Origin of the sequence: Psychrobacter sp. CCUG 69069 (assembly GCF_021023115.1) — a bacterium.
GTDB classification, from domain to species: domain Bacteria; phylum Pseudomonadota; class Gammaproteobacteria; order Pseudomonadales; family Moraxellaceae; genus Psychrobacter; species Psychrobacter namhaensis.
This window is the reverse complement of sequence record NZ_QQAI01000004.1, coordinates 36,016-54,618: the sequence shown is the minus strand read 5'-3', so window position 1 is coordinate 54,618 and position 18,603 is coordinate 36,016. Positions and strand designations below refer to the sequence as shown.

Annotated in this window: 13 protein-coding genes; 6 read left to right on the top strand and 7 right to left on the bottom strand. The window is 45.8% G+C overall.

Features of this window, described 5'->3' with window-relative positions:
- Positions 1-123: 123 nt before the first annotated feature.
- Positions 124-1,908: a 2-isopropylmalate synthase gene (gene leuA / locus DVY93_RS04315; RefSeq protein ID WP_193006766.1), complete on the bottom strand. Its 1,785-nt coding sequence runs from the start codon at positions 1,906-1,908 to the stop codon at positions 124-126.
- 217 nt (positions 1,909-2,125) lie between these two features.
- On the opposite strand from leuA, the gene DVY93_RS04310 reads away from it, so the two are divergent.
- Positions 2,126-2,614: an Lrp/AsnC family transcriptional regulator gene (locus tag DVY93_RS04310; protein WP_193006767.1), complete on the top strand. Its 489-nt coding sequence runs from the start codon at positions 2,126-2,128 to the stop codon at positions 2,612-2,614.
- A 10-nt stretch (positions 2,615-2,624) separates the two neighbouring features.
- Here DVY93_RS04310 and DVY93_RS04305 read toward each other — a convergent pair whose 3' ends face one another.
- From DVY93_RS04305 to DVY93_RS04285, 5 genes are all read right to left on the bottom strand, one after another.
- Entirely contained in the window at positions 2,625-3,875 is a 1,251-nt protein-coding gene (locus DVY93_RS04305) for a YbfB/YjiJ family MFS transporter (protein ID WP_230709292.1), read from the bottom strand.
- 93 nt (positions 3,876-3,968) lie between these two features.
- Entirely contained in the window at positions 3,969-5,321 is a 1,353-nt protein-coding gene (locus DVY93_RS04300; protein ID WP_198334742.1) for an ABC1 kinase family protein, read from the bottom strand.
- Positions 5,322-5,397: 76 nt separating this feature from the next.
- Positions 5,398-6,192: a HesA/MoeB/ThiF family protein gene (locus tag DVY93_RS04295; RefSeq protein ID WP_198334741.1), complete on the bottom strand. Its 795-nt coding sequence runs from the start codon at positions 6,190-6,192 to the stop codon at positions 5,398-5,400.
- A 146-nt stretch (positions 6,193-6,338) separates the two neighbouring features.
- A complete protein-coding gene (gene prmC / locus DVY93_RS04290) occupies positions 6,339-7,211 on the bottom strand; it encodes a peptide chain release factor N(5)-glutamine methyltransferase (protein ID WP_230709290.1) in 873 nt (290 codons plus the stop codon).
- 58 nt (positions 7,212-7,269) lie between these two features.
- Positions 7,270-8,931, bottom strand: a complete 1,662-nt coding sequence (locus DVY93_RS04285; RefSeq protein ID WP_230709289.1) for an AmpG family muropeptide MFS transporter — start codon at positions 8,929-8,931, stop codon at positions 7,270-7,272.
- 744 nt (positions 8,932-9,675) lie between these two features.
- Between DVY93_RS04285 and katG the strand changes: the two genes are divergently transcribed.
- The 5 genes from katG to DVY93_RS04260 all read left to right on the top strand — a co-directional run bounded on the left by katG (position 9,676) and on the right by DVY93_RS04260 (position 17,328).
- Positions 9,676-11,868, top strand: coding sequence for a catalase/peroxidase HPI (gene katG, locus DVY93_RS04280; RefSeq protein WP_230709441.1), 2,193 nt, complete (start codon positions 9,676-9,678; stop codon positions 11,866-11,868).
- Positions 11,869-12,154: 286 nt separating this feature from the next.
- Positions 12,155-13,084 carry a LysR substrate-binding domain-containing protein gene (locus DVY93_RS04275; protein WP_193006773.1) on the top strand — a complete coding sequence of 310 codons (930 nt, stop codon included), beginning with the start codon at positions 12,155-12,157 and terminating at the stop codon, positions 13,082-13,084.
- Positions 13,085-13,289: 205 nt separating this feature from the next.
- Positions 13,290-15,833, top strand: a complete 2,544-nt coding sequence (locus tag DVY93_RS04270) for a membrane-bound PQQ-dependent dehydrogenase, glucose/quinate/shikimate family (RefSeq protein WP_230709287.1) — start codon at positions 13,290-13,292, stop codon at positions 15,831-15,833.
- A gap of 292 nt (positions 15,834-16,125) precedes the next feature.
- Complete coding sequence (locus DVY93_RS04265) at positions 16,126-17,130, top strand: LLM class flavin-dependent oxidoreductase (RefSeq protein WP_193006775.1); 1,005 nt, start codon at positions 16,126-16,128, stop codon at positions 17,128-17,130.
- Between the two features lie 45 nt (positions 17,131-17,175).
- Complete coding sequence (locus DVY93_RS04260) at positions 17,176-17,328, top strand: hypothetical protein (protein ID WP_193006776.1); 153 nt, start codon at positions 17,176-17,178, stop codon at positions 17,326-17,328.
- Between the two features lie 206 nt (positions 17,329-17,534).
- Here the strand turns inward: DVY93_RS04260 and DVY93_RS04255 are convergent, their stop codons facing one another.
- Complete coding sequence (locus tag DVY93_RS04255; RefSeq protein WP_198334737.1) at positions 17,535-18,494, bottom strand: AEC family transporter; 960 nt, start codon at positions 18,492-18,494, stop codon at positions 17,535-17,537.
- Between the last annotated feature and the right edge of the window lie 109 nt (positions 18,495-18,603).

The window sequence follows — 18,603 nt, the reverse complement described above, 5'->3', positions numbered from 1 at the left end:
GTGTTGTATCATACTAGCACTCTTACTTGCTCAAAAAAATAACGTCATCGCTTTACTTGCAAGACACAAGAAGCAATGACGTTGAGAAAGAGCTAGTGTTAGCTGTTAAACCACCCTGTGACGTTAAGCGGCTGTAGTACTTACTGCTTGAGCAAAGGCGGATAAAGCGCCTTTTAGCATGGCCGATACCGTACTGCTGCAAGTACCAATGCCTGAGTAAACCTCGCCATCTACATTGAGCTGAATGTAAGCTGCGGCATTCGCATTGGTCTTGTTATCACTATTGGTATCATCGTCGATACCGTTAGCGCTGTTGTGATGCGGGTTAATCGCATGCTCAGCATAGTTAATAATATGGAGTGATTTACCCGTGTGCTGTGCAAGACCATCAATAAACGATGATAATGGGCCATTACCGGTGCCATCAATATTGATGATTTCACCATTCATTTGCACTTGACCGTTAAAATAAACGTCACCGCCTTTATTGTTGACACTATAATCTAATAGTTCAAACTTGCCTTGCTGTAGATACGTATCCTCAAAAGTCTGTAAGATTTCATCGTTCTGTAGCTCTCGCGCCGCCATCTCAGCTTGCTTTTGTACCACACCGCTGAAGTCAATTTGCATCCAGCGTGGTAAGTTAAAGCCATAGTTACGTTGTAGAATGTAGGCGACGCCGCCTTTACCAGACTGGCTATTAATACGCACCACATCTTGATAGCTGCGACCAATATGCGCCGGATCAATTGGCAGATAAGCCACATCCCAAACATTGTCGGTCTCATCTTGATGCTTCTCATTATAATCGAGAGACTTCTTGATGGCGTCTTGATGCGAACCGCTAAAGGCTGTAAAGACCAACTCACCCACATAAGGATGACGGGGGTGCAAAGGTAAATTATTGCACTCACTCACAACCTGCACGATTTCGCTCATGTTACTGAAGTCCAGCTCAGGGTCGATGCCTTGGCTAAATAGGTTCATGGCCATGACCATAATATCCATATTACCCGTACGCTCACCGTTACCTAATAGCGTACCCTCGATGCGATCAGCACCAGCAAGGACGCCAAGTTCAGCAGCGGCCACCGCACAGCCACGATCATTATGCGTGTGCAAGCTGATAATCACATGCTCACGCTGGGCAAGGTTTCGGCAAAAGTATTCAACCTGATCGGCAAACACATTAGGCATGGAGGCTTCAACGGTCGCTGGTAAATTAAGAATGACTTCCTGCCCTTGCTGCGGCTGCCATACTTCACAAACCGCATCACAGACTTCTACGGCATAAGCCGTTTCTGTTTGGCTAAAGCTTTCAGGCGAGTACTGGAAAACCCATTCAGTCTCAGGATATTTAGCCGCGTACTCAACCAACAAATTGGCGCCCGCAATAGCAATCTCTTTAATCTCAGCTTTATCTTTACCGTACACTTTTTCACGTTGTACACGGCTGGTTGAATTGTAAACATGAACCACCGCCCGCTTTGCGCCTTTTAATGATTCAAAGGTACGGGCAATCAAATGCTCACGGGCCTGTACTAAAACTTGCAACGTCACATCGTCAGGCACATGATTTTCTTCGATGAGTTTACGAGCAAAGTCAAATTCAACCTGTGCGGCTGACGGAAACCCGATCTCAATTTCTTTAAAACCAACGTCTACTAACGTTTTAAAAAAGCGCATTTTTTGTTCGATGGTCATCGGATCAATCAGCGCCTGATTGCCATCACGCAGGTCCACACTTGCCCATATTGGTGACTTCTCAATCGTCTTGCTCGGCCAAGTGCGATCTGGCAGTGAAGGCGCAAACGCAAAAGGACGATACTTACGGAAGTCAAAAGCGGCGCTTTTTGGTGTCATCTTTGCAGTTTTTGAGGCTACATGACGTGTGGCTTGGTCAGACATAATCAATCCTTAGATGAGGTGGGCGTTTATATTTTTGGCTGAGGGCTGCGATGAGACCATCTGTTTATCATACGAGATAACCCATACTTATACCATTATAATATCAAAATTTTTAGCATAGAAATCAGCTTTCTTTCATTAAAAATCCCACCTTTTTAGTGAAAAACATCTGATAACTGCCTATAATTAGGTAAATCCACTAATAAATTAGCATATCATGCCAAACAGCCATTCTGATAACGAGGTTTTAGCCGATATAGATGAGACCGACAGACAGTTATTACGCTTATTACAAACGCAGGCACGCATGAGTATTACTGAGCTTGCCGAACGCGTCAACTTATCAGCCACTCCTTGCGCGCGCCGTATTAAACGTTTAGAGGAGGCAGGGATTATTACCGGCTATCATACCAAAACGGATGCACAGCAACTGGGCTACCCACTAGCGGTCTTTATTGCGATTAGTATGGACCGTCACACTGCTGAGCGCTTTGAGCAATTTGAAACGAAGATCCAAAGCTTTGATGAAGTGGTCAGCTGTAGTATTGTCACTGGTCGCACAGAAGATTATCTGATTAAAGTTCGGGTGCGTGATATGGCGCATTATGAAGAGTTTCTCTTACACAGACTAAATCGTATCGAAGGCGTCGCGCAAGTACATACCAGTTTTGAGTTGCGAGAAGTATTTAGCCGTAGTGTGGTTTAGGTCATGCTCATCAGCTTTCGCGGTTGGTTTGTCGACGGAACAATAAAAGTAGTATCAAACCAATAAATAGACCTATAGCGGCAACGAGTAGCCCGGCATTGAAATTGCCGTCTTGCCCTGCTAAGCCCACTGTCACCAATGGCCCTAAGAACTGCCCTAACGCATAGGCCAGCGTGGCCAGCCCTATGAGCAAATTTGAGTAAGCGGGATTGATGTTTTTAATCAACGTCAGGGTCATTGATACCATACCAACGAAAGTCAGTCCTAGAATGGCGGCATTACCATACAGACCCACAGCCCCGTCAAACCAGAGCGGCAAACACATGCCAAACGCTTGTAATATGGTTAAGCCTATTAAGGTTTTTATTTCCCCGACTCGTTTGGCTAGGGCCCCCCATAAGGGGTTAGAGAGCATCGCAAAAATACCCACAACCAACCAAATGAGCAGCCCTGCATACGTCTGCGTTGTGAGGCGCTGGGCGGCCATAACAGGTAAAAAAGTCGCAGACGTAATATAGCCAAACCCTGCCAGCACGTAGCTTGCTGACAATAAAGCAATGGCTTTATGATGTCCTGCAATAGCTTCGTACAAGGCGTGTTTAAAGCTTAAATACGTTTGATATAGTGAGAGGCGCGGACTGGCATGATTTAAATCAATAGAGTCAGAGTTCTTGGGCCTTATGGCACAGAGTAACCCCAAAAGCGGCAGGCTACTCAACCCCGCCACTAGCCAAATCACATCAAAATGATAGCCTAATACCAACAACCACCAAGTCAATATAGCAGAGGCACTGATCCCAACACCGATACCGGCATAATGTACTGCTGAGAGTACCGATCGGCGTGCAAGGGTTAAGCTTTGAATGACAAAGGATGAGCTTAAAATCATCGCTATCCCGCTTGCAATACCTGCCAACAGCCGAATAATATACCATAGGCTTAATGACATGTCGGGCACGACCAGCAGCATCGTCGTCACGACACTCACCACCGTCCATAGCATCATTGCTTGCCATGTCGAACGCTGAGGGACAAACATAGCAATGAGTGCACCGATAAAATAACCGATGTAATTGATGGAAGCAAGCCAGCCTGCAATCGTCGTCGATAACGACAGTTGCACCATAATATCAGGCAAAGTGGCGGTAAACAAAAAGCGCCCATAACCCATGACCACTGCCATGCAATAAAGACCGATAAAAGCAATAGCGGTCTCATTGGTAATCGTAGGAAACGCACGGCTTTTGAAAGCAGTCATCATGACAGAGCCATTTTGTGGCAGCTAGCACACAATCCTTTGTGTTAAAACAGTCGAAAGCAGTAACGAGCAGATCATTTAAAACATTATGAAAAATTAGGACACATCCAACGTTGACGCTGTATCCGTCTCGGTCTTTGTTTGTCCGAGCATTTGTACGCGCTGATCGTTGAACATATCCATGTCAGGCGCAAGTGTACGCATAAAGCGATCAAAATAGAGCATCTGCTTGGTCAACAAAGCAAAGTCACGGGGAAAGTGAATACCGTGACGCTTACCCACTTCGACAATCTCAAGCATCATTGTATTAAGCTCATCGGCTTGCTCTTTACTGTTAAAAGGCACACCGCTAGTAAAGGCTTTGTCTTCTGCCATGATATTTTTCATCATACGCTGTAAATCATCCCCCAGCGCCACCACGTCCACCTGATTGCCACCATGAGTCATTTCCATATCGATCATATGGCGCGCCATCGCTTGATAATCACTGTCCTGCATCGCTTGCATCATACCCATACACGCGCGCCAGCTTTCTGCTTTTAACTTGCCAACGATACCAAAGTCCAAAAAGCCAATGCGACCATCAGTCAGTAGCATTAAGTTCCCAGCGTGTAAATCAGCGTGGAAACTATTGCACAGCATAAGACTGGCAAACCATGTATTTAAAGTATCTGCCATAACTTGCGCAGGATCCGTGCAGTACTGACGCATTAGCGACTCATCTACCATAGAGACGCCGTATAAGCGACTCATGGTCAGTACCCGCTTGGTCGTTAGCGCCTCGTATACTTTTGGGGCCACCACACGGGTATTCCCTGATACCGCTAAAAACTGCTGAAAATCTCGAATATTCTGCGCCTCAGCGATAAAATCTGTCTCAGCAAGCATACGCAGACGGATCTCATCGATAATCGGCGCGATGCTGGCAAACTTCATCGATGGCATCAGTATCTCAAGCAATTTGGTGACACCGTGCAAAACGCCTAAATCCGTCTGCATGATGGTCTCGACACCAGGTTTTTGTACTTTTAGCACCACCTCATCACCATTGTGTAGACGTGCCGCATGAACTTGAGCGATAGAGGCTGATGCTAACGGTTCTGAGTCAATATGGGCGAACATCTCGTCAAGCGTCAGACCATCAATCGCCAACTCGTCTGTTAATACTTGCTCAATATAAGCGTAAGACAATGGCGTGGTTTGATCCAAACAGCTCTGGAACGCGGTGACATAATCACGTGGAAACAGTGAGGGCGTACTGGCAATAAACTGACCAATTTTGATATATGTCGTACCTAACTGCTCAAACGTCTCTTTGAGTAGCATCGCGTCAGGCTTTTCACCTTTGGCGACTCTTAGCGCCGATAGACCAGCAACACTCGCCGTCTGGCGAACACGATTCACAACATTAAAAGTGTGCTTTAATAAATGCGGACGATGAATTTTCATAAAAAACAACTATGGTAATAAAAAGAAGATTAAAGGACAGGCAAGCATGCGTTAAACAGTCAGTGTTCAATAAAGATTAGTGACTGCTACAGACAGGACACTCTAGATCTTTGCGATAACCCATCAGCCGTTGCTGCATCTGCTTACCATCCCATAGTAGCAGCTTGTTTGTCAGTGGATTTTTGGTTAATCCCAAGTATTGCAAGGCGGCATTGGACTGTAGGTTGCCCATAATGGCCGTGGTACTGGCAAGCACGCCTGAATTGGCGCAAGTACGCTCATCACTTGCTTCATCAAGTACCACTGAACCAAACACACAGTGATAGCAACCCGTATTTAGATGCGGTTCAAACAACGCCAACTGCCCTTGCATTGCAATCGCTGAAGCCGACAATAGCGGAATTTGATAGCGCACACTGATGCGATTGATAATGTCACGCGTGGCAAAATTATCCGTACAGTCTAAGAGTAAATCAGGCTTACTCACTGCCATATCGAGCAACTCATAAGCGTTGTCTTCATTCAATCGTGCCACCGTACCGTGCGCCGTTATCAATGGGTTGATAAGCTTTAGCATTGTCGCCGCTGTCTGGGCTTTGGGTTGACCGATATTTTCGGGCAAAAACAACGTTTGCCGCTGTAAATTACTCGCCTCAATCACATCATCATCAATCAGATGAACCTGTCCCAGTCCTGCTCGCACCAAGGTCTCAGAAGCGGGACAACCCAGTCCACCTGCACCAATGATTACCACGCGCGCAGACTTCAATCTTAGCTGAGCATCAATATCCCAGCCATCAAGCAATATTTGCCGCGCATAACGCAGCAACTCTTCATCTAATAACTGCCCTGTCTCGAGTGAGTGCGTCATACTTATTTGAAACCTATGATTTATTTGAAACCGATGATTAAACAACTTTATTATGATAAAACTGACTACTGATTAAAAGAAACTATCAACTAAAAAATCTTCAACTATAATCGTTATTATTAAAACGATGATTGTCAGCTATCTGCTTATTGACTCTGGCCAAGCGTGACGCGATCATTACCGCCATAATCTTGCACCGTATTGACGGACTCAAAACCGTTATCCAAAAATATGTGACGGACAGCAGCGCCTTGGTCGAAACCGTGTTCAATTGCTAGCAGCCCCCCTACGCGTAAATAGGGCGATGCTTGCTCTACGATATGTTCGATATCAGCCAAACCCTGCCTAGGCGCACTTAACGCACTGATAGGTTCGGCTTTTAGCTGTGCTAAATGCGCGTCTGCCTCATCGATGTAAGGGGGATTGGAGACGATGACATCAAATGACTTTTTCTCATATATAGACAGCTCGTTATACCAGCTGCTTTGTATGAATTCAATGTTGGCGACATCATTGACAACGGCATTATGCCAAGCAACGTTAAGCGCTTCTTGCGATAGATCGACAGCGACCACTTGCCAGTTGGCATGCTTTAATTCATGCGCAAGACTGATGGCAATACAACCTGAGCCAGTGCCTAAATCAAGTAGTTGTTTCTTACTTGTGCACGTTGGTTGAGTACTTATCCAGCCTAATACTTGCTCGACCAATACTTCCGTATCAGGCCGAGGGATCAGCGTATGCTCATTGACAGTAAAGCTAAGGGACCAAAACGCTTGCTGACCCGTTAAATAGGCCAGTGGCGTCCCTTGCTGCATTTTAACCACACCCGCATTGAACTGCGTAAGCTCACTACTCGTCAGCTCATAGCCTTCATCAGTGAGTAAAAACAACGCAGGTTTATGAATGACATGTAGCAACCAATCCGTTAGCCAAAACGATGGTAGCTGATTATCCGTGTCGCCATTCGTCAGTTGCTGAATGTGCTGCTTTATTTGACGAATGGTTACTGTGGTCATAAATTACTCTTAAAAATATTGTAGGTGATAAAAACTAACGTACTACTGAGTCCGTCCACTACTCTGATGCGCGTGGTGGCTCTTTGGTATCTGTCAAGTTCGGATTGGCCTTGGCAAGTTTATTGGTGACGTCGTTGCCACCGTCATCATTGCCATCATTATCTCCGTAGATATCATCGTTGTCACCAATGACGATATGTTTATCAACCAGATAAATCAGCACCAAAATTGGAATACCGATGGCAAAGGTGAAAATAAAGAAGAATGGATAACCCATATTATCAACAATAGTACCTGAATAACCGCCCAATACTTTCGGCAGTAAGGTCATAAGCGATGAAAAGATGGCGTACTGTACCGCCGTAAAACGAATAGACGTCAGTGCGGATAAGAAGGCGATAAAGACCGCACTGGCCAATCCTGCCGCTAAATTATCAAAAATCACCGCCATGTACATCACAGGCAAGCTGCCTTGATGATAAGTCAACAGCACAAACAATAAGTTGGTCACACAGGCCAAAATCGCGCCGACCATCATCGCTTGCATCATGCGCAGCTTTTGCGCCATGAGGCCACCTAAAAAGCCGCCCGCAATCACCATAACGACCCCAACCAACTTCACAGCGTTGGCAATATCTGTTTTAGTAAAGCCCATATCAAGATAAAAAACGTTGGAGATCACGCCAGCGACGATATCAGATATGCGGTAGAGTCCAATCAGCGCCAGTAGTAACAGGGCTTTTTTGCCGTAACGACGAAAAAAATCTGCAATAGGCTCGATCCATGTCGCTCTTGCTACCTCTTCTTTGACCACGCCGACTTTTACTAGTGCATAACCAATGACTAACGCGGTCGTCAAACTCAACGCCAAATGCACCATTTCAATTAAAAAGCCCCATAGCGCGCTTTCAGTGTCAGGCAGTATGTCCCCAACATTGGCAAACACCATGACAAAACCAATCACTGATAAAGCAAAGACCAAGACCAAACGCGTGTAGTCTGATGTCTGGCGCGGCACACGTACCTGCTCACTCACCGGCTCATGAATGAGGAGCGTAGTGACCACACCAATCCCCATAACACCCGCCATAATCCAGTAGGTATTACGCCACGCCTCATAGCTATAAAGTGCTTCTGTCGAGCCAAAATAGTCTGCTAAGTACAAAGCGCCTGCACCCGCAACAATCATGCCCAAGCGATAGCCCGCCGTATACATCGCCGATAGTACAGATTGCAGACTTGGCGGCGCAAGCTCGATACGGTACGCATCGATGACGATGTCTTGCGTGGCAGAAGAAAAACCAAGCAGGACGGCACCAACTGCCATCCAAACCAGACTGCTTTCATCGACTGGATTGACACTGGCCATCAGACAAATGGCCAGAATAATCAGTAATTGAGCGACCAATATCCAGCTGCGGCGACGACCCAATAATTTGGTTAATATAGGCAGCGGTACCGCATCGACCAGCGGCGCCCAAATAAATTTGAACGAGTAACCCAAGGCAGCCCAGCTAAACATAGTCACGACGCTGCGATCGATACCTGCTTCACGAAGCCATAGTGACAAACTTGAAAAAATAAGCAGAATTGGAATGCCAGCAACAAAGCCCAAAAACAACATGATAATAGCACGGCGATCGAGATACGCTTTCGCCGCCTCACCCCATGATTTTTTGGCATCGGTTTGATTGGGTGGTACAGATTTGACAGCAGACATAATCACTCACTAACACTTGGGACAAAGAACACAACTGCGCACAATTTTTATCAATCATTTTTATCAGATGTCGACAATGAGGATCGATAAAAATTGCTTAACGTTGCACAAATACGGCCGTTATAACAAAATTCAATTATGGTACTTGAGAACGCCTACCTTGACTAGATGTTTTTGCATTAACTGACTGATTGCAAGGTTTAGGGAGGGCTTATTTTTCATAGGGTAACGCAGATGACGCTAGCTTTTCATTAAGGTTACATTGACCGATGTTTTCCTTTCTATCTTCTCTCATTAAAGATGGCTAGCAATTCACTACTTTACGTGTAATATATAAGTATAGGTGACAGTAGCGCCAGATCATTTAGCGATAGCGAATAAGGACGTTGATAGCGCATTGATAATTTAAAATGTTAAGATTTTTCACGATTAATTATTTAAAACTTATAATCCTTATATATAAGTTTTATAAATTATAAATACTTAGTTATGCTTAGTACATAAGCAATGGTTATGACGATTAACTGTTTATCCACCCTATCACCATAGTCTAGGAGTTACACAATGACCGACTCAACCGCTACCCCAAATGATAAAAAAGCGACGCCAGACATGGAGCGTTGCCCTGTAAATCACAACAGCAGTACGGCTGCTACTAACACCACCTATGATCAAGGTGACGACCAAGGTCCCACCATTCATAGTGAAAATATAGATCACGCTCACGCGCCACAGCGCCCTAGTATGGGTGGCTGCCCTGTCATGCACCAAGCCCACACCACCACTTCCTCTGCCGCCACTGATTGGTGGCCGAACAGTTTGAATTTAGACATCTTGCATCAGCATGACAAAAAGACCGATCCTATGGGTGCGGATTTTAATTATGCGGAGGCTTTTAAGCAGCTAGATTTAGAAGCGGTTAAGCAAGATTTAAAAAACTTAATGACTGAATCACAAGAGTGGTGGCCAGCAGATTGGGGCCATTATGGTGGTCTTATGATTCGTATGGCATGGCATTCTGCTGGTACTTATCGTCGTGCTGACGGTCGCGGCGGCTCTAATACGGGTAACCAACGCTTTGCCCCATTAAATAGCTGGCCTGACAATGTCAACCTTGATAAAGCCCGTCGCCTGTTATGGCCTATCAAGAAAAAATACGGCAGTAAATTGTCTTGGGCAGATTTGATGATTTTAGCGGGCAATATGGCCTACGAATCGATGGGTTTTAAAACCTTAGGTTTTGCTGGTGGGCGCGCTGACATTTGGCATCCAGAAAAAGACATCTATTGGGGCTCGGAGCGTGAGTGGCTGGCCGCTACCGAAAATCGTTACGACAGCGATGAAAACCGTGAGTCGCTTGAAAACCCGTTAGCAGCGGTACAGATGGGCTTAATCTATGTCAACCCTGAAGGTGTTGATGGCAATCCTGACCCACTAAAAACCGCTAAAGACATGCGTACTACCTTTGCTCGCATGTCCATGAACGATGAAGAAACGGTGGCATTGACCGCGGGTGGACACACCGTTGGTAAGTGTCATGGTAATGGCGATGCGACTGTATTAGAAGATGAACCAGAAGCCGCTGATGTGACTGAGCAAGGCTTAGGCTGGCGCAATCCTAAAGGTCGTGGCAATGCAGGCGACACCGTTACAAGTGGTATTGAAGGGGCCTGGACAACCAATCCTACTCAATGGGATCACGGCTACTTCGAGCTTCTGTTAGGTCACAACTGGGCATTGACTAAAAGTCCAGCAGGTGCTTGGCAGTGGGAGCCAACCGACATCAAAGAAGAAGACCGCCCGCTAGATGCGCACGATCCAAGTGTACGCCGCAACCCAATCATGACTGATGCGGACATGGCCTTGATCAAAGACCCTATATACCGTGAGATTTCAGAGAAGTTTCATCAAAATCCAGACTATTTCGATGAAGTCTTTGCAAAAGCATGGTTTAAACTGACGCACCGTGATTTAGGTCCTAAGTCTCGCTATTTAGGCGCAGACGTACCAGAAGAAGACTTTGTCTGGCAAGATCCTACTCCAACCGGCAACACTGACTTGACGGCTGATGATATTGCAACTTTAAAATCGCAAATGTTAAGTAGTGGGCTGAGCCGCCGTGAGCTAATCATCACGGCATGGGATAGCGCACGTACTTTCCGCGCCTCAGACTATCGCGGCGGCGCCAACGGTGCGCGCATTCGTCTAGCACCGCAAAAAGACTGGGTAGGTAATGAGCCTGAGCAGCTCCAACGTGTGCTTGAGACGTTGACACGTATTCAAACGGAATTTAGCAAAGACGTCAGCTTAGCCGACCTGATTGTTTTGGCTGGTAATGCCGCGATTGAGCAAGCCGCAGACGCCGCGGGCGTAGACATCACTGTCCCATTTAAAGCGGGACGCGGTGATGCAACCGACGCCATGACTGACACGGACTCATTCTCTGATTTGGAACCCTTACACGATGGCTATCGTAACTGGGTCCAAGGTGAGTACATCGTATCACCTGAAGAGATGCTGCTCGATCGCACTCAATTGATGGGCTTGACCGCGCCTGAGATGGTGGTGCTGATCGGTGGTATGCGCGTGCTAGATACCAATCATGGTCAAAGCCAATACGGCGTCTTTACTGAACGAGCTGGCGTGCTGACCAATGACTTTTTTGTCAACTTAACGGATATGAACTACACCTGGCATCCTGTAAAAACAAGCGATAACACAAGCAGTACCGCTAATACTTATGAGGTACGCGAGCGTAGTACAGGAAAAACCAAATGGCAAGCCAGCCGTGTGGACTTGGTGTTTGGCTCAAACTCTATATTGCGTTCTTACGCTGAACTATATGCGCAAGACGACAATCTAGAAAAATTCGTTCATGATTTCGTCCGCGCTTGGAACAAAGTCATGAATGCGGATCGTTTTGATATCGCTGAGTGAGGTATTAATTCACTCCAATCTTAGTGATTGAATGTACAATCGATAAACCGCTGTCTTCTAGAAGACAGCGGTTTTTTTATGCAGTCATGGCCGCTTATTTCCCATCATTCCTGCTTATCTTTAAATAAATGAGACACTCTATATTCCCAATTATTATAAATTGATAGCTATTTATTATATACAAGAATAATAACTTTGTTTTACACTACTCCTTTACGACATATTTTTACCTTTTCATTTTATGTATACAGACAGGGTTTGTATATTTACACAATAGGATTCAATAATGGCAATCGATGTAGTGGTCAATCAGCGGCATTTACAAATTCAGCTCAAACAGCTGGAGACAGTATGGCATACGGTGATTAATGGCTATAACTTAAGCCAAGCAGCGACAGTACTGCATACCAGTCAATCGAGCTTGTCAAAACACATTGCTGCGCTTGAGAATCAACTTAAAACCGAAGTCTTCATTCGTCAAGGCAAACGGCTGACCGGCCTGACTTCTATGGGCACAGCACTCATGCCTCACATCGAATCGATATTTGCTGAAATCCGTACGATTGAAAACCTTAGCCTTGATTTTAACAATCCAAATATCGGCACACTGACCATTGCCACCACTCACACGCAGGCGCGTTATGTGTTGCCACAAGTGGTAAAAGAATTCAAAGATCGTTTTCCTAAGGTCAATTTAATCCTCCAACAAGCAGATCCTGAGACCATCGCGCAGATGGTCATTCGTGGCCAAGCGGACATTGGTATTGCCACCGAGTCTCTACTTCATAACAGTTACCTCAGATGCTACCGATACTATGACTGGACGCATCGCGTCATCGTACCAAGCGATCATGAACTTGCCAACCAAGCGTCTATTGACTTACCGACCCTTGCCAGCTACCCCATTGTCACCTATCACGGCGGCTTTACAGGACGCGGAGCGATTGACAAGACTTTTGAGGAAGCAGGCTTAGAGCCAGATATCGTCATAGCAGCGCTCGATGCTGATGTGATCAGCACCTACGTGGGTCTTGGTTTAGGCATTGGTATTATCGCAGAAATGGCGTTTGAGCCGAGCCACTATCAAAACTTAACGGCCATTCCAGTGGATCATTTTGGACGCTTCACCAGTTGGATGGCCGTACGTGATGACGCAGAGATTCGCCAATACGGACGTGCCTTTATGGAGCTGTGTCAGAAACAATTTGACAACTAAAACAAGGCGGCTAAACGGCTGGTGTCACCTTACCCTACCTTTACCGAGCTTATGTATAAGTGATAAAATAGAGTCTAGAACGTTATTCAACGTTTGACTTATTTTTTATTTCTGCATGTATTGCTGGACGCCTAGACATTGAATTGTGCCTGGGTGTCGATCACTGCATGTCCATTTGCTCTTATGTAAACAGGTGATACCGCTCATGGAAAAACTCGTAGCGATCATTATGGCAGTTTTTGCCGCCCCTTTGCTGATCGGCGGCGCTTATCTGCTCTCTTTAGGGGGCAGTCCCTATTATGTTATTGCTGGCATCACGATGCTTGTCACAGCATTTTTATTGTTTAAAAGACATTGGAGTGCTTACGGGCTCTACACTGTCTTTATTATTGCCACTGTCGCGTGGGCACTTTGGGAGTCCGGCTTTTATTGGTGGGCACTAGCGCCTCGAGTCGGCTTTCCACTCATATTTGGCCTGTTGATGTTATTGCCTTGGGTAGCTAATAAGATGCACGGCAAGAAAACCCGAGTATCGGCAGATAATACTAACAGCGCGCTAAATAAAGACACTTTTAAGAAAAACCCTCTTTATTATTGGGGTCTGTTAGCCAGCGTTGGTGTTGGTGCCCTGCTTTCTTTTGGCAGCTTAGCAAACAACGCCACTGACAAATTAGGCGAACTTGATTTGACCGCCACTTCAACTGATACGTCTGCCAATCTTGGTGACCCACTATCAAATGGTGAGCAAACGTCAGAGGGTGAATGGAGTGCATATGGTCGTACTGACTATGGGCAACGCTACTCTCCTCTGACTCAAATCAACACCAGTAACGTTAAAGACTTAGAGCTTGCTTGGCAAATCCAAACAGGCGATGTAAAAGGTCCTAATGATGTCGGTGAGACGACCTATCAAGCCACGCCCCTAAAAATCGGCAATGCTTTATTCATGTGTACTCCGCACAACTGGGTACTGGCATTGGATGCAGACTCTGGTGAGACCTTGTGGAAGTTTGACCCTAAAGTAGAGAAAAACCTACAACGTCAACACCAAACGTGTCGAGGCGTGTCCTATTATGCTGGTCAAGCGGGTGCTGATAACGTCGTTGCAGACACCAATACGGCAGCAAGTGGCAATAGTAGTGTCATCAACACTGCTACTAGTAAAGCGACCACCAGCAATGTGATGGTACAAAAAATTGCGGGCAACACTTTTGATAACGCCTCGACTCAATGTGATGCCAAAATCTTTATTCCTACCTCTGATGCCAAATTATACGCACTCGACCCAAACACTGGACAACGTTGTCAAGATTTTGGTGACGATGGTGCGTTAGATTTGATGCATAACATGCCCTTTAAGCAAGCCGGTTACTATTATTCGACCTCTCCACCGATCGTCGCAGGCGGTGTTATTATTGTGGCGGGGGCAGTCAATGACAACTATGATGTCAACTCTCCCTCTGGTGTTATCCGTGCTTATGATGTCAATACTGGCGAGCTCATGTGGAACTGGGATTCAGGCGATCCTGACAAAACAGCACCTTTTGACGTCAATGATCCAACCCAAGTTTATCGCACCAGCTCGCCAAATTCATGGTCGACAGCCAGTGCCGATGAAGCGCTTGGATTGGCGTATTTCCCAATGGGTAATCGTACGCCCGACCAACTAGGTAGCTATCGAAACGCCGCTGAAGAAAAATACGCGACGTCCGTTGTTGCTTTAGATCTCAAAACAGGTGAAGCACGCTGGGTTCAGCAGTTTGTTCATCACGACCTTTGGGATATGGATACACCTGCCCAGCCCACGTTACTGGATCTAGACACCGCCGATGGCGTGCAGCCTGCCCTTGTCGTTCCTACTAAACAAGGCGATGTCTATGTCCTAAACCGTGCGACAGGTGAACCCATTGTACCGATCAAAGAGCGCCCAGCACCACAAGGTTATCTGGTAGCAGGTGAACACGCCGCTCCCACGCAGCCTTACTCTGCTTTGAGCTTTGAGCCTGAGCCACTCACTGAAAAAGACATGTGGGGTGCAAGCTTAATTGATCAGATGATGTGCCGTATTGAATTTAATCAGCTCAATTATGATGGTCGTTATACGCCACCATCGGTTGAAGGCACTCTAGTCTATCCTGGCAATTTCGGTACCTTTAACTGGGGCGGTATTGCTGTCGATCCTAAAAATGGCGTAATGTTTGGTATGCCAACTTATCTGGCATTTAAGTCAAAACTCATTCCCAGAGACAATCTTGGTGATGCAGAAACCAATAAAGGTGAACAAGGGGTTAATGCCAATAAAGGCGCAGACTATGCGGTAGAAATGGGACCCTTCTTATCACCGTTAGGCGTACCATGTCAGCAGCCACCATGGGGCACCATAGCAGGGGCTAACCTAGCGACCGGTGAGATTGCCTATCAGCGTAAAAATGGTACTGTACAGGATTTATCGCCTATTCCACTAAAACTGGAGCTGGGTGTTCCTGGTATTGGTGGACCCATTATTACCCAAGGGGGCGTGGCATTCTTGTCAGCTGCTACTGAAAACAATTTCCGCGCTTATGATTTAAAAAATGGCGACGTGTTGTGGAATGTGCGCATCCCCGCAGGCGGTCAGGCCACGCCAATGACCTACTTGAACTCTAAAGGTGAGCAAATGGTAGTGTTGGTTGCTGGTGGACATGGTTCAGTTGGCACAACTATTGGTGACTATGTCATGGCCTATAAACTTGCCGATCAAGCCGAATAGTATTATGTGTTATTGATCAGACCGTTCTAGTAATCGTCCAGTTTTTTGTTTTAGAACTGGATAAACCAAAAAAGCAGGTGACTCGGTCACCTGCTTTTTTTGTGGCGTACGCCTACTTATCAATAAAACTATTAACGATTAAGCGTACTTCCGATTAATCGCCATGCAGCGCAATGCAAAGTCGCATTGCACGGTTTGTTATGATTTATTAATACTTGCTAGATCTACTTGAAACTAGCACTGACCACAAGCATATCAATAGAAAATAATTAACTATTTTACTGGATGATTTATGAGTAATACAATCCCCTTATCCTTTTTAGATCTCGCACCCGTTCCTGAAGGTAAAACCATCGCTGAAGGCATCGCTCAAACTGTCGAGACAGCGCAGCAAGCAGAAAAATTCGGTCTAAACCGATTTTGGATGGCAGAGCACCACAATATGCCAGGTATCGCTAGTGCGGCAACCTCAGTACTACTCTCGCATATCGGCAGTCAAACCAAGCGCATACGTATCGGTGCAGGCGGCGTTATGCTGCCAAACCACGCGCCTCTCGTAATTGCCGAGCAGTTTGGTACATTACAGGCACTGTACGGAGACCGCATCGATTTGGGTTTAGGCCGCGCCCCTGGTACGGATGGCGCCACTTTTCAAGCATTACGTCGGCAAATGAAAGACGCTGAACGCTTTCCTCAAGATGTACAAGAGTTGATGTATTTTTTAGGCAATGATACAGAAGACAGTCCTGTACAAGCCTTCCCTGGGGCGAACTCCAACATTCCTATCTGGATTCTAGGTTCTTCTCTGTTTGGCGCCACCTTAGCCGCACACTTTGGGCTGCCTTATGTGTTTGCCTCTCATTTTGCACCGCAAATGCTCGCTCAAGCGATTAGTACTTATCGTGAACAATTCAAACCATCAGCGTACTTGGACAAACCTTATGTGATGTTGGCAGCAAACTTGCTACTGGCGGATGACGATGCGACCGCCCATTACCATTTTACCTCAGCTCAGCAAAGTTTCGTACGTTTGCGCCGTGGTGAAACAGGTCAAATGCCAAAGCCGACTCATGATATGGACAGCATTTGGAGTTCTGCTGAGAAAATGATGGTAGATAATGCGTTATCAGTGTCCTTTATTGGTTCTGTGCAAACCGTCAAACCAAAACTTGAGGCGTTTATAGCCACGCATCAGCCTGATGAACTGATCGTTACGGCCAATGTCTATGATCAGGCAGCACGCTTGCGTTCACTTGAACTTACATCTCAGCTAAAGTTGTTTACTTTACAATCGTAAATAGCACTTGCATAATTATTGATAAACTATAACGAGAAAAAGGTCATGGAATTTTCTACTTTTATTGGTTCATCGATATTTTTTTACATTGCAGCGTTGTTTGTCGTGACGGTAGTGGGTGTCTATTTTACCTACCGAGTCAGCCCAAAGCGTAAACAGCGCCGAGAAGATAAGCGCAATCGAGACAATTTAAAATAAGACAAGCCCTCTTTTCTGATTAAAAAAGAGGGCTTTTTCTATACGCATGAGTAACACAGTCACATGTCACACGCTTGCAACACGTTAACGCTCACTCCGCATATGGATATTCGGTGGAACTATTTGGTTTAAAAACGGCAGTGTGAGTGTACCAATGCACCTCTCCTTATTGGGCTTATTTGTATGGTATGACGCTAAAAATAATCTTACATTAGACCTAACACACGTAAGATTGCGGCCCCAATCGCCATGCCAAACATCCCTACGACCGTGGTAAACGCTAAAATATTCGCCGCAAGCACGTCATTGCCACCCATAGCCTTTGCCATCACATAGCTGGCTGCTGCAGTTGGCGATGCCACCATCAAAAAAAGCACGCCCATATGTACACCGGATAAACCAAATCCCAATCCAATCGCGATGGCTATTAATGGAGCAATAACAATACGCCCAATACTAGCCTGCATGGATAATCCTGACGGGTGTAGCATCGACTTCAAATCAATACTGGCACCAGCGCAAATCAATGCTAACGGCAATGCAACTGCTGCTAGTAAGTCGCCCGTCGTATGAATGACACCGGTAAGCGGTGGTAACATGAACGCCTTATACGCAAATGCAGCCACCAGCGCCAGTATTAAGGGATTGGTAAATAGCTTTTTAACAATCATCAAACTACGACTGCGTAACGTATCATCCACCTTTTTAGAGACACGGCTCAGGGTAATGACGGCTAAAATATTAAACAGTATCGTGACCACCCCCATATATACAGCACCGATACTTAATCCTCGCTCCCCATAGGCATTCGCAACGGTTGCTAGTCCAATAATGGCCATATTGCTCCGAAACACGCCTTGGACAAACACGCCTTGATCGGCAGGTTTACCAACAAAACGCTTGGCGTAAAACTCTGCCCCAATAAATAAAATAAAGGTCACAAGAATTCCAGCAACGATCAACGTGATTTGCTTACCATAATCAACGTCGCTATCGACCACGCTAAAAAACAACAGACATGGCAAACAGTAGTTAAAAACAAAGCTTGACGACTGGTCGATAAAGGTTTTGCTGGCTTGTCCGTGTCTTTGCATAAAAAAACCCAACCCCATCAAAGCAAGGTTGGGCAGTACGATAGTAATCGCAAATATAATAGCTTCAATCATAGATAAGCTCAAATCAACCACGTACTCAAAGCCATGTTATTGAGCCATGAGAGCATGTGTGATATAGGTCAGTGTAAGTAATTAGGTAGATGGAATCGTCACTGATTCA

Bases quoted from the DNA above. Each gene is read 5' to 3' on its own strand.
- DVY93_RS04285 (WP_230709289.1), bottom strand. From the start codon at position 8,931: ATGTCTGCTGTCAAATCTGTACCACCCAATCAAACCGATGCCAAAAAA.
- DVY93_RS04265 (WP_193006775.1), top strand. From the start codon at position 16,126: ATGAGTAATACAATCCCCTTATCCTTTTTAGATCTCGCACCCGTTCCT.
- katG (WP_230709441.1), top strand. From the start codon at position 9,676: ATGGGTGGCTGCCCTGTCATGCACCAAGCCCACACCACCACTTCCTCT.
- DVY93_RS04300 (WP_198334742.1), bottom strand. From the start codon at position 5,321: ATGAAAATTCATCGTCCGCATTTATTAAAGCACACTTTTAATGTTGTG.
- DVY93_RS04295 (WP_198334741.1), bottom strand. From the start codon at position 6,192: ATGACGCACTCACTCGAGACAGGGCAGTTATTAGATGAAGAGTTGCTG.
- prmC (WP_230709290.1), bottom strand. From the start codon at position 7,211: ATGACCACAGTAACCATTCGTCAAATAAAGCAGCACATTCAGCAACTG.
- DVY93_RS04275 (WP_193006773.1), top strand. From the start codon at position 12,155: ATGGCAATCGATGTAGTGGTCAATCAGCGGCATTTACAAATTCAGCTC.
- DVY93_RS04270 (WP_230709287.1), top strand. From the start codon at position 13,290: ATGGAAAAACTCGTAGCGATCATTATGGCAGTTTTTGCCGCCCCTTTG.
- DVY93_RS04310 (WP_193006767.1), top strand. From the start codon at position 2,126: ATGCCAAACAGCCATTCTGATAACGAGGTTTTAGCCGATATAGATGAG.
- leuA (WP_193006766.1), bottom strand. From the start codon at position 1,908: ATGTCTGACCAAGCCACACGTCATGTAGCCTCAAAAACTGCAAAGATG.
- DVY93_RS04260 (WP_193006776.1), top strand. From the start codon at position 17,176: ATGGAATTTTCTACTTTTATTGGTTCATCGATATTTTTTTACATTGCA.
- DVY93_RS04255 (WP_198334737.1), bottom strand. From the start codon at position 18,494: ATGATTGAAGCTATTATATTTGCGATTACTATCGTACTGCCCAACCTT.
- DVY93_RS04305 (WP_230709292.1), bottom strand. From the start codon at position 3,875: ATGATGACTGCTTTCAAAAGCCGTGCGTTTCCTACGATTACCAATGAG.